Annotated in this window: 13 protein-coding genes; 11 read left to right on the forward strand and 2 right to left on the reverse strand. The window is 50.1% G+C overall.

Translation table 11 applies throughout. The annotated features are described in order from the left end of the window. The first annotated feature begins 62 nt into the window (after positions 1-62). The 9 genes from QWY82_RS13145 (at position 63) to QWY82_RS13185 (ending at position 8,116) form a co-directional block, all read left to right on the forward strand. Positions 63-413 (forward strand): PilZ domain-containing protein, encoded by a 351-nt coding sequence (locus tag QWY82_RS13145; RefSeq protein ID WP_290263092.1) that lies wholly within the window; start codon positions 63-65, stop codon positions 411-413. Positions 414-522: 109 nt separating this feature from the next. Next, positions 523-1,296 (forward strand): TatD family hydrolase, encoded by a 774-nt coding sequence (locus QWY82_RS13150; RefSeq protein ID WP_290263094.1) that lies wholly within the window; start codon positions 523-525, stop codon positions 1,294-1,296. A 20-nt stretch (positions 1,297-1,316) separates the two neighbouring features. Next, a complete protein-coding gene (locus QWY82_RS13155; protein WP_290263097.1) occupies positions 1,317-1,949 on the forward strand; it encodes a dUTP diphosphatase in 633 nt (210 codons plus the stop codon). 133 nt (positions 1,950-2,082) lie between these two features. After that, positions 2,083-3,066: a malate dehydrogenase gene (locus QWY82_RS13160; protein ID WP_290263100.1), complete on the forward strand. Its 984-nt coding sequence runs from the start codon at positions 2,083-2,085 to the stop codon at positions 3,064-3,066. Positions 3,067-3,146: 80 nt separating this feature from the next. Further along, positions 3,147-3,614: a thioredoxin-dependent thiol peroxidase gene (gene bcp, locus QWY82_RS13165; RefSeq protein WP_290263103.1), complete on the forward strand. Its 468-nt coding sequence runs from the start codon at positions 3,147-3,149 to the stop codon at positions 3,612-3,614. A gap of 324 nt (positions 3,615-3,938) precedes the next feature. Continuing rightward, the gene (locus QWY82_RS13170) at positions 3,939-4,838 is read left to right on the forward strand and encodes a helix-turn-helix domain-containing protein (protein ID WP_290263105.1); all 900 of its coding nucleotides are present in this window, start codon (positions 3,939-3,941) and stop codon (positions 4,836-4,838) included. A gap of 97 nt (positions 4,839-4,935) precedes the next feature. Next, positions 4,936-5,268 (forward strand): preprotein translocase subunit YajC, encoded by a 333-nt coding sequence (gene yajC / locus QWY82_RS13175; RefSeq protein WP_290263107.1) that lies wholly within the window; start codon positions 4,936-4,938, stop codon positions 5,266-5,268. A 49-nt stretch (positions 5,269-5,317) separates the two neighbouring features. Continuing rightward, the gene (locus tag QWY82_RS13180; RefSeq protein ID WP_290263109.1) at positions 5,318-6,355 is read left to right on the forward strand and encodes a D-cysteine desulfhydrase family protein; all 1,038 of its coding nucleotides are present in this window, start codon (positions 5,318-5,320) and stop codon (positions 6,353-6,355) included. Between the two features lie 252 nt (positions 6,356-6,607). Further along, the gene (locus tag QWY82_RS13185) at positions 6,608-8,116 is read left to right on the forward strand and encodes an alanine/glycine:cation symporter family protein (protein WP_290263111.1); all 1,509 of its coding nucleotides are present in this window, start codon (positions 6,608-6,610) and stop codon (positions 8,114-8,116) included. A gap of 80 nt (positions 8,117-8,196) precedes the next feature. Here the strand turns inward: QWY82_RS13185 and aptA are convergent, their stop codons facing one another. Both aptA and mltF read right to left on the reverse strand, forming a co-directional pair. Then, positions 8,197-9,504 carry an omega-aminotransferase AptA gene (gene aptA / locus QWY82_RS13190; RefSeq protein WP_290263112.1) on the reverse strand — a complete coding sequence of 436 codons (1,308 nt, stop codon included), beginning with the start codon at positions 9,502-9,504 and terminating at the stop codon, positions 8,197-8,199. A 130-nt stretch (positions 9,505-9,634) separates the two neighbouring features. Then, the gene (mltF, locus tag QWY82_RS13195; RefSeq protein ID WP_290263115.1) at positions 9,635-11,113 is read right to left on the reverse strand and encodes a membrane-bound lytic murein transglycosylase MltF; all 1,479 of its coding nucleotides are present in this window, start codon (positions 11,111-11,113) and stop codon (positions 9,635-9,637) included. A gap of 505 nt (positions 11,114-11,618) precedes the next feature. Between mltF and purL the strand changes: the two genes are divergently transcribed. Continuing rightward, positions 11,619-15,488, forward strand: coding sequence for a phosphoribosylformylglycinamidine synthase (purL, locus tag QWY82_RS13200; protein ID WP_290263118.1), 3,870 nt, complete (start codon positions 11,619-11,621; stop codon positions 15,486-15,488). Positions 15,489-15,569: 81 nt separating this feature from the next. After that, positions 15,570-16,355 (forward strand): DUF3014 domain-containing protein, encoded by a 786-nt coding sequence (locus tag QWY82_RS13205; RefSeq protein WP_290263120.1) that lies wholly within the window; start codon positions 15,570-15,572, stop codon positions 16,353-16,355. Positions 16,356-16,421 lie beyond the last annotated feature (66 nt).

Consider the following 16,421-nt stretch of genomic DNA (forward strand, 5'->3'; position numbering starts at 1 on the left):
AGGTGAGCGAGCTTGCTTTAACGTTGCTAAACTAACAGTTTGACCTGATCAAGGAATGCGCTATGGCTGCTTTGGGCGGTGCCCGCAATGGCATATTAAACCTAAATATTCGCGATAAAGCCGTGCTTTACGCCAGCTACATGCCCTTTGTGCGCAATGGTGGGCTGTTTATACCCACTACCCGAGCCTATAAAATTGGCGACGAAGTGTTTATGTTGCTGAGTTTGTTGGATGAGGGCGAGAAAATCCCCGTGGCGGGAACGGTGGTATGGGTTACGCCCAAGGGCGCTCAAGGCAACCGGGCATCAGGCGTTGGCGTGCAATTTAACGATCAAGACAATATGGCAGTGAGCAAGATCGAAACCTATTTGGCCGGCTCCCTCGGCTCAGATAGACCGACCCATACCATGTAGCCAGCGCTTATTGATCGACAAGGCCAGCTTGCTGGCCTTTTTTGTTAAACTCTCGCTCCAGTGCGTTGAAACACATAACACAGCGCAGATAAAAACTCGGAATTTTCCCATGCTCGTAGATTCGCATTGTCACCTAGACAGATTAAAACTGGGTGATCGAAGCCTCGCCGAGGCGATTGAAGAAGCCCGGCAGCGGCAGGTTTCACACCTCTTGTGTATATCCATTTCTGATAAAAATGTTGAAGATGTTCTGCATATAGCAGAGCAATTTGAGCAGGTGTATGCATCGGTTGGCACCCATCCTTTAGATATTGAAGAGGGCGCCATGAGTCGCGAGCGCCTGTCAGCCCTTACGGCCCGAGCAAAAGTTGTCGCCGTGGGTGAGACCGGCCTCGATTACTACTACACCAAAGATACCATGCAGGCGCAGAAGGACAGTTTTGCGCTGCATTTAGAGGTTGCTGCAGAAGCGGCTTTGCCGGTGGTGGTGCATACGCGCGAGGCAAAGGCCGATACCTTAGATTTAATTGGTCGTCACGGCTCGCGCCAATCGGCCGGTGTGCTGCATTGTTTTACAGAAGATGTGGCCATGGCATCGGCGGCGTTAGATTTGGGTTACTACATTTCTTTGTCGGGTATCGTCACCTTTAAAAATGCCGAGGCGCTGCGCGATGTGGCTAAGTTTGTGCCTATGGAGCGTTTATTGGTCGAGACAGATTCGCCTTATTTGGCACCCATCCCCTATCGAGGTAAGCCTAACGAACCAAAGTATGTGCGCGAAGTGGCGCAATATTTAGCGGAGTTGAAGGGGATGAGTTTCGATGACTTTGCCAATGCAACCACGGATAACTTTTTCAATCTCTTCAACCGAGCCATAAAATAAAGCGAGTGCAGGAGCAAATAATGCGCGCCCAATTAAAAACGATGCTGGAGCTACAAGACAGCATGAACACTAAGGTCAATGAAAACTGGCGCGAGCAAAACTTTGCTTGGTATCGCGCCATCTGGGTAGAGTGCGCCGAGCTCATGGATCATTTCGGTTGGAAGTGGTGGAAAAAACAGGTGCCAGATGTGGAGCAGGTGCGACTTGAGCTGATCGATATTTGGCATTTTGGTTTGAGTATTTTACTGACAAAATTTTCCACCCAGGCGCTTATGATTGATGAGCTCGAGCAGGGGCTTAAGTCCACGTCGGGTATTCAAGCGATTGCCGATGACGAAATGTTTCGCGAATTACTCGAAACCTTTGCCGAAGAGACTATCGCTAGTAAAAGTTTTTCGGTTTCAACATTCGCTAAGCTCTTGACGGCTGCCGATATGAGTGTTGATCAACTCTACTGCGGTTATGTAGGCAAAAATGTCTTGAACTTCTTTCGTCAAGACCACGGCTACAAAGATGGCAGTTACAAGAAGCTTTGGTCGGGTAGGGAAGACAATGAACATCTAGTGGAGGCGGTGGCTGAACTCGATGCCAATAGCGCCACTTTCGCCGATGATCTATACCAAGCCTTGTTAGAAAGATATCAAAACGCCTGATATACACTGGGTCAATGTGGACTATCATTGCAGAAAATAGCCGTTATTGTGCCGGATAAGGTGAAATTTCCTCATTTGGCCCTATAATGGCCGCCGCTTATTCAGGTTTGAACCACAGTTACGGAGAATTATTGTGAAAGCACCCGTTCGTGTCACCGTTACCGGCGCCGCCGGCCAGATCAGCTACTCCTTGTTGTTCCGCATCGCCGCTGGCGATATGTTGGGCAAAGACCAGCCAGTGATTTTACAAATGCTGGAAATTACCCCGGCTCTCGAGGCACTGAAAGGTGTGGCGATGGAGTTGGATGACTGCGCTTTCCCATTGTTAGCGGGCATGGTGTGTACGGATGATGCGAATGTTGCATTTAAAGACACGGATTACGCGTTGCTGGTTGGTGCTCGTCCACGCGGCCCGGGCATGGAGCGCAAGGATTTGCTGGAAGCTAACGCGGCTATCTTCTCCGTACAAGGCAAGGCCATCAACGCCCACGCCTCGCGCGATATTAAAGTGTTAGTAGTCGGCAACCCAGCCAATACCAATGCCTTGATTGCTCAGCGCAATGCACCCGATATCAACCCACGTCAGTTCACCGCGATGACCCGTTTGGATCACAACCGCGCGCAAACCCAGTTGGCGCAAAAAACCGGTAAGACCATCAACGACGTTACTAAAATGCTGATCTGGGGTAACCACTCCTCAACTCAGTACCCTGATATTCACAATACCCTGGTAGACGGCAAACCGGCCATGGGTTTGATTGATCAGGCCTGGTACGAAAGCGAGTTCATTCCCGTTGTGCAGCAGCGCGGTGCGGCCATCATTAAGGCCCGTGGTGCTTCCTCTGCAGCTTCAGCTGCCAACGCCGCCATCTTTCACATGCGCGATTGGGCGCTTGGTACGCCAGCCAACGATTGGGTGAGCATGGGTGTGTATAGCGACGGTTCCTACGGCGTTGATAAGGGCCTAATTTACTCTTTCCCCTGTGTTTGTAAGAATGGCGATTGGGAAATAGTTCAAGGTTTGGCGATTAACGATTTCTCCCAGGCTCGAATGAAAGCTACCGAGAAAGAATTGCAGGAAGAGCGCGATGCAGTAAAAGCGCTCCTGCCTAGCTAATCTAAGCTATAGCGCAATGGAAAAAGGCGTGGTGTCATAACCGCGCCTTTTTTTTATCACATTTTTTAGGAGTCTTTATTATGGCACACCCAAAAGTCGGCAATCTCGCACCCAGCTTTACCTTGACCAACCAAAAGGGCGAAAAAGTCTCTTTGAAAGATTTTCGCGGTCAGCGCGTGGTGCTTTTTTTCTATCCGAAGGCATTAACGCCTGGCTGCACCACTCAGGCCTGCGGAATTAGAGACATTAAGGCAGAATTGGCTAAATTGAATACGGTTGTGTTTGGTATCAGCCCTGATCCCGTTGCGAAATTACAGCGCTTCGAAGACAAGCACGATCTCAATTTCAATCTTTTATCTGACGAAGATCACGCCATAGCTGAGAAGTACGGTGTGTGGGATCTTAAGAAATTCATGGGCAAGGAATATATGGGCATAGTGAGAACTAGCTTTGTCATCAATGAGGAAGGGCGTTTAAGTCAGGTGTTCGACAAATTTAAGACCAGTAATCACCACGAGCTGCTCATCGAGTTGCTACAAAGCCTGTAACCACGCCTCATCCCCAAGAATCAAAAAGGCACTAGCGCTTCTTATAACCTTATCTTATAGTTGCCTCAAAATTAGCTGGCTTTCAGGAATTAGTCTGAAAGTCAGGTTAAATGCAATTTTTGTCGTCTAACGCCACAGGATGTCGCCACTGGAGCTGGTGATTAATAGCTATAAGAAATAAGTTAGGTGACTTCATAGAGAGGGTATTTATACCCCGGTAGTTTTTAAGGTTTCTTGGGGGATTTCAACATCTCAACCATCGCTTCAGGTGTGTCTATAGGGCCGGCGTCGGCAGCTTTTTGGACAGATCAAGACTTATCGAATATGACCGCTCGTATGCGGGTATTACTCAGGCTGCTGTCGTCGCCTGTGGGTGGCTTTCATGCGCAACTTTGGTCTTACTTTGCTGCGGGTAGCGCGATGTTTAATGCGCGGCAGGCGATTTTTTACCATCGAAGCTTGGGTCGTTGCCTTAGATACAGCCTGATAAGCGGGCAGGGGCCTGATGCTTTGGAAGTAACCGAGGAGGCATTTGATGCTCAGCACCAGGCACTTTTGTGCCTGAACGAGCCTCAAGTTCTGAATAATTCCCGTGAAAGTTACGACAACCCCCTTTCGCTGGCGTATACTCATGCCGGAGCAGGGTTGTGTCTATTGTCGCCCTTGCCCAACACGTCTGCGGCATTGGTTTTTGTAGTAGATAGCCACGAGGATTGTGGCGAAAACCAGTTGTCCCCAGAGGATAAGGAAACACTGGCATTGTTGGCAGAAGGAGTCGCCCGCATGGTTCACTTACATGCATCACCCGAAAAAATTCTCCGCACGCAAGAAGGCTTTGCCGTAAGCGGTATCCATTCGCTGGCCGAATATATTGAAATAGCTAGTCTTCCCGCTGTTTTCGGTATCCCAGGCAGAGTAATGGATGTGCTACAGCGGCGAGTTGGTCAATCGAGCATGTCGATTGATGAAGTCGCCAGCGAATTGAGCATTTCCAAGCGCACGCTGCAGCGTCGGTTGCAGCAGGCTGATATTAACTTTGCCATGCTTAGAGACCAAGTGAGGTTTCACTATTCTATTGGTTATCTGGTCGATCAAAATCTCAGTATCGATCAAATATCAACCGCCTTGGATTTCTCTGATCGCACCAGCTTCACTAATGCCTTTAAACGCTGGACAGGATTGTCGCCTTCGACCTTCCGCAAATTGTTCCGCGATTACGCCTAGCCGCACGCTCACAGGCAATCGAGTCAGCTTGATTGCCTGTAATTCGCAAAACCTGTAGAGTTAGCCGCCACAAGATTCTCTTATTTTTGAGGTAGCTATGTCGTTTTTCATTCCTGAGGCTATGGCCCAAGCCCAATCAGCCCAGCCTGAAACCAATCCAATCGTAACTCTGTTAATGTTTGGTGGTTTATTTCTGTTCATGTACCTGTTCATTATTCGCCCACAGCGCAAGCGCCAGAAAGAGCATACAAATTTGGTGAGCAGTTTGAATAAAGGCGATGAAGTTGTATTGAGCAGCGGCATGCTGGGTAAAATTACCAAGGTTGATGACAACTACGTGGTATTAGAAACCGGCAATAACATTGAATTGAAGTTTCAAAAAGTTGCGGTTCATGCCGTACTGCCTAAGGGCACCATTAAGTCGATCTAACTTTGAAGGCTGCCTAGTGCGGCCTTTTTCCTTTAGGGTGCTTGATCCTATGGTTTCTAAACTATTATCTATTAGCTACCCGCCGCGTATCGCGTTTGCCCACACCCCAACACCTATCCAACCACTGATTCATTTGCAAAAAACACTCGGTCTTAGCACTAGGCTTTGGGTTAAGCGCGACGACCTAACTGGCTCGCATTTATCCGGAAATAAAATTCGCAAACTCGAATTTTTAGTGGCTGATGCTAAATCAAAAGGCGCTAGCCATTTAATTACCTGCGGGGGTGTGCAATCCAATCATTGTCGCGCAACGGCTTTGCTCGCCGCGCAAGCGGGACTGAAATGCCATCTTTTGTTGCGAGGCGAGGCACCGGCTCAGGCAGATGGTAATTTACTCTTGGATAAAATAGCTGGCGCAACCATTAGCTATTATCCAAGCGCAAGCTTTGAACGCCATATCGTCGATTATTTTGCCCATTGGACTAGCCATTACGCTGAACAGGGCGGTGCTGCCTATTGCATCCCCACCGGTGGCAGCAACGGCGTGGGTATTTGGGGTTACATTGCCTGCGTCGAGGAAATGGCCGGTCAATTTAGCGCCATGAATTTTTGCCCCGAGCATATTGTTTGCGCTACTGGGTCGGGTGGTACTCAAGCAGGGCTAACGCTCGGTGCCGCTTTACTCGGCTTGCCTTCGCTGGTTACCGGCGTGGCGGTGTGCGATAACGCGCGTTGGTTTGAAAAAAAGGTCAAGCAAGATTTCAGCGAGTGGCAGGGCTTATACCCAGAACTCGCCCAGCAAAATTGCCTGAAACTAGATCAGGCTGTCGACCAATTACAGGTCAATACACTGGAGCAGTATGTTGGGCCTGGTTATGCGCAAGCTGGCCCCGAAATTTTTGAGCTGATAAAGTTGGTGGCACGAACGGAAGGCCTGATCTTGGACCCTGTGTATACCGCGAAGGCTTTTTTCGGCATGGTGGAGGAGCTCCAGCAAGGTGTATGGCAGAATGCTAAGGATGTGCTGTTTGTACATACCGGTGGGGTCTTTGGTATTTTTCCGCAGCGCGAGCAATTTCAATTTTGAGTTGGTGTAAGGTTCATTCGTCCTTAGTTTCTGTACGCAATTGATCCAGGGTAATAATACAGCAGAACTGAATATAGCCGCTTCGTTCCTCTGTTGCCTGCTCAAAGCTACATCGGAGGCTTGAATTAGCAGAGTCTGAAGGGCCTGTAATCGCACCAGACGGAGCCTGTATTATTCCCCGTTAACGATCCTAGCGGTTCAGTGAAATGCGCTACTGGCTGCCAAAATGATAACTATTAAGGAAAGTGTTTGATGAATGAAATTGTAAGCAGCATTAATGATGTGATTTGGAGCCCGGCGCTGATTTACCTCTGCCTCGGCGCGGGTCTTTTTTATTCGATTCAGACCCGCTTTGTTCAGGTTCGGATGATCAGAGAAATGTGGAAGTTGTTGCTCAATAACAATGAATCCGCTAAAGGTATCTCTTCTTTTCAAGCTTTGGCTGTGTCTTTATCAGGGCGGGTTGGGGTCGGTAATATTGCCGGTGTTGCTGCTGCAATTGGCTTCGGCGGTCCTGGAGCTGTGTTCTGGATGTGGGTGGTTGCTTTTTTAGGCGCCAGTACTGCTTACGCGGAATCGACCTTGGGCCAAATTTATAAAGTTGAACAGAATGGCCAGTACCGCGGTGGTCCAGCGTTTTATTTTGAGCGTTGTTTGGGCTGGCGGCCACTGGGGGTTATTTTTGCTATTTCGGCTATTATCGGTTGTGGAATATTTTTGCCTGGCGTGCAGGCAAATGCAGTTGGTAATGCGGTTACTCAAGTTTTCGGCGAAGGCACAATGGTGGTCACTAGCTTTGGCGAAGTGGGCAGTTATAAACTAATTTCGCTGGCATTTATCCTAATGGTGCTCGGCTTTATTATCTTTGGTGGCATTCGTCGTATCGCCCATTTTACCCAAATTGTGGTGCCATTTATGGCGTTGGGTTACATTATTATGGCGCTGATTGTTGTGTTTCTGAATCTCGATAAAATTCCTTCGGTCATTGGGTTGATTTTTTCTGATGCCTTTACTGCGCAAGCGGGTTTCGGCGCGGCCATTGGTTGGGGCGTAAAACGTGGCATTTACTCTAACGAAGCCGGTCAGGGCACAGGGCCTCATGCAGCGGCCGCTGCTGAAGTTGATCACCCATCGCAGCAAGGTTTAGTGCAGGCTTTTTCCGTCTATGTTGACACCCTGTTTGTCTGTACTGCCACAGCACTGATGATTCTTATTACTCAGCAGTATAATGTAGTCGGCACTTTGACCGATGGTTCTTTTATCGTACAGAACGTTGCGGCCACTACTGAAATTGGTTCCGCTGCCTTTACCCAAATGGCACTGCTGAGCATTTTTGGCAATTTTGGACAGCTGTTTGTTGGTGTGGCGTTATTTTTCTTCGCTTTCACCACTATTCTGGCTTACTACTATATTACTGAAACCAACGTCGCCTACCTAAACCAGGTATTTAACAATCGTTTGCCGAATATCCTGTTTAAACTATTGCTGATGTTTATGGTGGCTTATGGCACGGTCAATACTGCCGGTTATATTTGGACCATTGGTGATATTGGCGTTGGTTTGATGGCTTGGGTCAATGTGTTAGGTATTTTATTGATTTTCTTCGTTCATAAGCCAACCATGTTGTGTTTGAAAGATTACGAAGATCAGAAAAAGGCTGGTGGCCCCATAACATTTAACCCAGTGAAGTTAGGTATAAAAAATGCCACTTTCTGGGAGGCTCGCTGGCAAAAACAACAAGCGTCTGATAAAGCAGAATAAATATCCGTTTAAAGCCAGATGATTCAATAGAAACAAAAGAGGCAGCCCAAGGGCTGCCTCTTTTGTTTCTATTGTCGTTGCTATGAAACGGATGGGATTGCTTCGGAAAGCACATTGATAATGGTATCGATGTGTTCCTTCTGAATGATTAGCGGTGGCGACATGACAACTGTGTCGCCAGCCGGCCGAACGGTTACGCCGAGGGGTAAGGTTTTCGCCGCGACTTTTGCTGCAGCACCCGGTGTTAAATCAATACCGGCTAATAAGCCGTAGTTGCGAATATCTTTAACGCCCGGCAGTCCTTTGAGCGAATGAACAGCATCGCCCCAGTAGCCGGCAATACTATCGCAGTGCTGGAACAGTTTCTCAGACTTGTAAATGTCGAGGGTGGCGAGCGCCGCGGCGCAGGCGACAGGGTGTGCCGAGTAAGTGTAGCCGTGCAAAAACTCGGGTACTGCTGATGCATCACCAGTGTTAACGAAGGTATCGTAAATTTCCTGTTTGCAGAAAACCGCACCCATGGGTACGGCGCCATTAGTTAAGCCTTTCGCTGTGGTGATCATGTCCGGTGTAACGCCCACTTTTTCTGCCATGGTGGCAGCGCCGGTGCGCCCGTAGGCCGCAATCACTTCATCAAAAATCAATAAAATATTGTGTTGGTCGCAAATGGCGCGCAGTTTTTCTAAGTAGCCTTGTGGTGGCACCACAACGCCGCCAGCGCCGGCCACAGGCTCTACGATTACTGCGGCTATATTACTGGCATCGCGCATGGCAATGATGTCATTGAGTTCGTTAGCAATGTCGGCGCCGTTTGCTGGCAAGCCCTTGCTGAAGGCATTTTCTGGTAGCAAGGTGTGTCGCATAAAATCAGCTTCTAGGCCTTGGCCGAAGCTTTTACGGTTGCCGGTTAGGCCTGCCAGCGATACACCGCCCCAGTTGACGCCATGGTAGGCCTTAACGCGGGCAACAAAGGCTGTTTTCGAGGCCTGACCTTTCAAACGCCAATATTGGCGTGCAATTTTCAGTGCCGTATCGACCGACTCGGAACCTGAGTTGGTAAAGAAGATGCGGTTCAGGCCTTTCGGGGCTATGTCTTCGACTAGGCGGTTGGCCAGTTCAAAACCTTTCGGGTGGCCATAGCTAAAAGGGTTGCCGTAATCCATATCGAGCAGTTGAGCGTGTACGGCTTCGGCTATCTCTTTGCGCCCGTGACCGGCGTTACAGCACCAAAGGCCGGCATTGGTGTCGAGGATTTTTTTGCCATCTGCCATGGTCATATACATACCTTCAGCACCCACATAGAAGCGCGGGTTGGCTTTAAAGGCGCGGTTGGCAGTGAAAGGCATCCACCAAGCATCCATTTGAGCTTGTGAGGGCAGTTGGGTCATGATCTTTTCCTATTAAAAGTAAATGGGCAAATTGCTTTCCATGGTCTTTTTATAGCAAAAAATCATTGGTTCGATAAATTAGCATCTATCGAATTGCAGGTTGAAAAAACTAAACCTTAATGTGAACTGGTTAGAGACTAGAGGTGCTTGGGTTGGCGTTGATTGGCGCGGCTTCGTTCACGCTCATCATTGGCGGATTGTCGAGCATCGCGATGCGGCGTTGTTCAACTTGTTTGTGCCACGCGAGGATGGTGTAGTACTGGCGGATATTGTTGACGTAATTGACCGGCTCCCAGCCACGTGCGTAACCGTGCCTGGTGGTTTTGTAGTACTTGCGCTGTGCCAAGAGCGGCAGCGCCTCGGCCACATCGTCCCAGGCGTCTGGGTTGCCGCCCTGTTCGACAGTAAGCTGCCTAGCATCCGATAAATGACCAAAGCCCACGTTGTAGGCCGCGAGTGTCATCCACAGGCGATCGGGCCCCTGAACCGACTCGGGAATGCGCTCGAGTAGGTGGGTGATGTAGCGTGCGCCGCCATCAATGCTTTGGGCTGGGTCTAGGCGATTTTCAATGCCCAGTTCCCGGGCGGTATTCAGCGTTAGCATCATCATGCCACGCACGCCCGTGTGGGACCTTGCTTTGGGGTTCCAGTGGGATTCTTGATAGCTGATTGCAGCTAGCATCATCCAGTCAATTTGATAGGTGTTAGCCGCTTCCTTGAGTAGATTCTCCCACTTGGGTAGCCGGTTTTTAACGCGGTTTGAAAAGGTGAGGGCGCCGCCTGTATCCACCTTTGAGGCGATCTCGAAGTGGCTCTTTTCCAGCGAGGCCAACTTGCCCGAAGACAGATATTCTTCGAGAAAGCGATTGGCTGCCTTTTTCAGCGATTGATCCACCTGTGGGCTAAACGCCCAGGCCATTGGCTGTTTATCGGGGAAGGTATAGGCGATTCTCGCCCTCGGGTAGACAGATTGGCTGATGCTGAAAGCGGTGGATTTGACCATGGCAAAATCAGTTTCGCCCGAGTGTACCTGCTCGATGAGATCCATGCTGTTGTAGTCGGAGGAGGCTACCCAGACTAATTCTGGGTATTGTGCGGCAATAACGGCGACCCGGTCGGCCTCACCTGAGTCTGCCATGACCATAATTTTCTTGCCGAAGAGTTCTTCAAGCTCGGTGGGCTTACCCGTGCCGTTGCGGTAAATCAGTAGCTGGCTGATGTCTAAATAAGGGGTAGAAAAGTCTACCAGTGCCTTGCGTCCCTCGGTAATAATTAGACCGGCGGCGGCCATATCGACGGTTTTACCCGAGCGCGTTAGTTCGAGCAGTTCGCCAAAGTTGCTCGCTGGCACTATTTCAAGCTGTACGCCGAGGTATTTGGCGAAGGCGCGGGCTAGCTCGAACTCAAAGCCATCGAATTTGCCATCGGTATCTTCGTAATAGGTCTCGGGGCCGTTGATCGAGGCAACTCGGAGCACGCCACTGGCCTGTACGCTCTCCAGCGAGTTTGGAACTCGGCTTTCCACTAAGTGCGCAGACGCCAACAAAATCACCGCCAAAGCGGTGACTTTGCTTAGGTGTCTTATGAATGCACGTACAGCTGATGCCATAGAAGCTCCGAGTTGAAGGGTGTTCCTTTCCATGGGTAAAACCCTTGAAAGGTGCCTTGATCAAATTCTGCGCGATTTTAACGACCGAATTTGTTAACCGATAGCTTGTTTTCCTTGTTTAACTATAGTATCGAAATCCCGGTTTGACGTTTAAATCAACATTCTATGCGGTGCTAAGTAGGTAATTCCTTATGCGGCACGGGGCTCTTAGGGATCTATGAATAAGATAGAATAATTCATTATAAGCGGTGACTTGGGCGCAAATAGGATTGTGCTGACACCATGGTACCATTTAGGTTTGCTTTATACAGTATCCGTGGTGGCTTTGGGCTGTTCATGCTGCAAATATCGAGTACAATTGCCGCCTTTCCAGTTCGGGCGGGTTTATCATCCCTATGATTGCGGTTTTTCCTCGCATTCAATGGTTTAACACGCGACAGCTCGCTAGTGCCGTCCATGTTATTCAGGCCGCCCTTCGATTTCATTCACAAGGTACCAGACCTCTATGCTGACCCTACGCGGTGCTCCGGCCCTTTCCGTATTTCGCACTCAAAGACTCCTGACAGCGTTGCAAGCCATTGCGCCGAGTGTCAGCCAATTACAGTCTGAATATACCCACTTTATTGATGCGAAGTCCGATCTCTCTGCAGAAGAGTTGGCAGTGTTAAACCAGTTGCTCACCTACGGGCCGACGGTTGAAAAAGCAGAGGCCGTTGGTCAATTGATTTTGGTGTTGCCGCGCACTGGCACTATTTCTCCCTGGTCGTCGAAAGCGACCGACATAGCGCGCAATGCGGGCTTGGTAAAAATTAATCGCATCGAACGCGGTGTTGCTTATTATGTGTCTGGTGACTTAACACCTGCGGAGCGCGACACTGTAAGTGTTGCGCTTTACGATCGCATGGTTGAGCAGTTGTTTTTTGAAATGCCGGAAGCGACTCACTTATTTTCTCGGCACGAACCTAGGCCTGAATCGAGTATTGATGTTCTAGGCGGTGGAAAAGCTGCGCTGCAAGCCGCTAATACCAGTTTAGGTTTGGCCTTGGCCGACGATGAAGTGGATTATTTAGTTGACAGTTTTGTCGGTTTAAAACGCAACCCAGTCGATGTGGAATTGATGATGTTTGCGCAGGCGAACTCAGAGCATTGCCGCCATAAAATATTCAACGCCAGTTGGACTATCGATGGGGTCGAGCAATCGCGCTCGCTCTTTAAGATGATTAAAAACACCTACGAAGTGGGTGGCGAAAATGTGTTAAGTGCCTACGCCGATAACGCCGCGGTGATGAAAGGCCACAAGGCTGGGCGCTTCTATCCCGATGCTGCGACGCAAATTTACGGTTTTAATCAGCAAGACATCCACATCCTAATGAAAGTGGAAACCCATAATCACCCCACTGCGATTGCGCCATTCCCTGGCGCTGGCACTGGTGCCGGTGGTGAAATTCGCGATGAGGGCGCTACCGGGCGCGGGTCAAAGCCAAAAGTTGGCTTGACCGGGTTTACTGTGTCGAATTTACAAATTCCGGACTTTGTTCAGCCCTGGGAGAAAGATTACGGCAAGCCTGAGCGCATTGTCACCGCGCTCGATATTATGATCGAAGGGCCGATAGGCGGTGCTGCGTTTAATAACGAATTTGGCCGGCCTAATATTTGTGGTTATTTCCGCACCTTCGAAGAAAATTTTGATGGCGAGCGTCGCGGCTATCACAAGCCCATCATGTTGGCGGGCGGCTACGGCAATATTCGCGCTGATCATGTTGAAAAGCCGCCATTTACGGCGGGCACCAAGTTAGTTGTGCTTGGTGGCCCCGCTATGTTGATTGGCTTAGGCGGTGGTGCGGCATCATCGGTGACGTCGGGCACATCCTCGGCAGATTTAGATTTTGCCTCGGTGCAGCGACAAAACCCAGAAATTGAGCGTCGCTGCCAGGAGGTGATTGATCGGTGCTGGCAGATGGGTGCCGACAATCCGATTGCGTTTATTCACGATGTGGGTGCCGGCGGTCTGTCAAATGCCTTCCCAGAGCTGGTGAAAGATGGCGGTTGCGGCGGTGTTTTCGATTTGCGCAAAGTGCCCAACGACGAGCCCGGTATGAGCCCGCTCGAAATCTGGTGCAATGAATCACAAGAGCGCTACGTATTGGCTATAGCACCGGCACAGCTGTCGGTGTTTGAAGCTATCTGTCAGCGCGAGCGCGCACCTTATGCGGTTGTTGGTGAGGCCACCAGTGAAAAGCATTTGCGCGTTAACGACAGGCATTTTAATGCCAACCCGGTTGATTTACCGATGAGCGTTCTGTTCGGTAAGCCGCCAAAAATGCATCGAACAGCGGTTGCTCATGCGCCTATAAAAAAGGCCTTTGATAGTCTCGCTGTCGATATCAATGAGGCGGCTGAGCGGGTGCTTAAGCATCCGACAGTGGCGAGCAAAAAATTCTTAATTACCATTGGCGATCGCAGTGTTACCGGCACTGTGGCGCGCGATCAATTGGTGGGCCCTTGGCAGGTGCCAGTGGCAGATTGTGCTGTCACTACCAGCAGTTATGACACCTATTGCGGCGAAGCCATGAGTATGGGCGAGCGCACGCCGCTGGCGTTGCTGGATGGTCCGGCGTCTGGCCGCATGGCTGTGGGTGAGGCGATTACTAATATTGCCGCCACACGCATCAATAAAATCAGCGACATTAATTTATCGGCTAACTGGATGTGTGCAGCGGGACATCGCGGCGAAGATGAAAAGCTCTACCGCACCGTCGAAGCCGTAGGCATGGCGCTCTGCCCAGAGTTAGGTATTACTATTCCGGTGGGCAAAGACTCCATGTCCATGCGCACCGCGTGGCAGGATAAGGGGCAGGAAAAGGCCGTTACCTCGCCACTGTCGCTGGTGATTACTGCCTTCGCGCCAGTAATAGACGTACGCAAAACCGTTACGCCGCAATTGCGCACTGAGTCGCCTGATACCAGCTTGCTGTTAGTGGATTTTGGCAACGCCAAAAATCGCTTGGGTGGTTCCATTCTCGCGCAGGTATTTAATCAAATGGGTGATTGCCCAGCGGATTTAGATCAACCCGCGCAATTGAAAGCGTTTTTTGCGGTGATGCAGGAATTGCTGGAAGAGGGCAAAGTGCTGGCTTACCACGATCGCGCAGATGGCGGTTTATTCGCCACCTTGGTTGAGATGGCGTTTGCTGGGCGTATCGGTGTGGATATCCAATTGGACGGCCTTGGTTCACCCATCGCCGCCTTATTCAATGAAGAGTTGGGTGCGGTGTTACAGGTGTCGAGCGATGAATGCGCAGGTATTTTAGCGCGCTTTGAGTCTGCCGGTTTAACTGATGCTGTGCACTACATTGGTGGTTTGAACGATGAAGATCAGGTGCGTATTCGCGCCGGTAATGGTGCCTGGTTGTTTGATCAATCGCGCGCCTATTTACACAGCCTGTGGAGCGAAACCAGCTACCGTATTCAAGCCTTGCGCGATAACCCCAAGTGTGCGGAGCAAGAATTTGCCCAAGTGCTGACCAATGATCCAGGCTTATCTGTGACCTTATCCTTTGATCCAACTGAAGATATTGCTGCTCCCTATATTGCGAAGGGCGTTCGGCCGCAAGTGGCTGTTCTGCGCGAGCAAGGTGTTAATGGTCACGTAGAGATGGCGGCCGCGTTTGATCGCGCAGGCTTCAACGCCGTCGACGTGCACATGAGTGATATATTGTCGGGCCGAATTGATTTGGCGCAAATGCAAGGCCTAGCGGCTTGCGGTGGTTTCTCTTATGGCGATGTGTTGGGCGCGGGCGAGGGCTGGGCAAAAACCGTGCTCTTCAATGCTAAGGCAAGGGATATGTTTGCGCAGTTTTTCCATCGCGCCGATAGTTTTTCCCTCGGCGTGTGCAATGGCTGCCAGATGATGTCGAACTTAAAGTCGCTTATTCCTGGCGCTGAGCTTTGGCCGCGTTTCGTGCGCAACGAGAGTGAGCAGTTTGAGGCGCGCTTCAGCCTAGTGCAGATCCAGGCCTCGCCGTCGGTATTTTTCCAGGGTATGCAGGGCTCACATATGCCGGTTGCCGTGGCTCATGGCGAGGGCAGAGCAGAGTTTGTTCAGTCTAGTGCGCAAACCTTGTTAAGTGGCAATCAGGTGGCTATGCGCTTTTTGGATAACCACTTGGTCGCCACGGAAACTTATCCTGCTAACCCAAATGGATCACCCTTGGGCATTACTGCGGTCACCAGTGTTGATGGCCGCGCCACGATTATGATGCCGCATCCCGAGCGCGTGTTTCGAACGGTTTCTAACTCCTGGCATCCAGAAGAGTGGGGTGAAGACTCCCCTTGGATGAGAATGTTTAGGAATGCCAGAAAGTTTGTAAGTTGAGTTAAATATTGCGGGAGCCGAGCTCCCGTTTTTTATGGTAGTTTATAATCCTCTTTTCCCACTGCGTTGTAGGCGCTTGATATGAATAAACGTTCAGGAGTTTTGTTAGTCATCGGTTGTGTCTTACTGTTGGTCATTGCTTTTCTCATGTTGCGCGAGCCGGCGCCCGAGGTAGTGGTGGTCGAGGCGCCCGTGGAGGTTGCAGCACCCGTGCAGCGGGAAGTTGAGCCCGAGCCAGAAGTGTCTGTGCCGGTAAAAGCGGAACAAGAACTGGATTTAATCGGCCCGGCTATGTCAATTGCAGTTAGTCATCCAATGATTATTGACATAGTGCAGTCCTTGTCTCCCAGCCTGGTTCAGTGGTTGGTGAGTGAGGAGTTGTTGCGTAAGTGGGTCATTCTTATTGATCAAATTGCCGAGGGACAAATTTCCAATAAATTTTTGCCGGTGCAGTATGAAATGCCTCCGTTTGCAGTTGTTGGCACGCCGCAATTGGCCACTGGCGATCCTAAAAACTATGATCGTGCCAATAAGCTTGTCAAGGCGTTCGTCGCGATTGAGCCGGAAGTGCTGGTTGCCTATTATCGTTTGTGGCAGCCGCTGCTCGATGAAGCTTATGCAGAGTTAGGCAAAAAAGGCACCTTTGATGAGCGCGTTGTGCAGGCAATTCGTCAGTTGCAATCTGTACCCGCCATGCCCGAAGCCGGCGAATTGGCCGCAAAACCTGTGATGTATAAGTTTATTGACCCGACCATGGAAAAGGCGCCTTCACTGCACAAGTGGATGTGGCGATTGGGGCCAAAAAATCAAGCCGAGATTAAGGGCTATTTAACCCGCGTTAAACTGGCGATGTACAAGCAGTCCTAGTTTTTGAGTCGGTTTTTGGGTCAGTTTTTAGGCGAGTTTTTTATCAAGTTTTTAGTTCAAGGTTCA

The sequence above is a fragment of the Simiduia curdlanivorans genome (assembly GCF_030409605.1).
GTDB classification, from domain to species: Bacteria; Pseudomonadota; Gammaproteobacteria; order Pseudomonadales; family Cellvibrionaceae; genus Simiduia; species Simiduia curdlanivorans.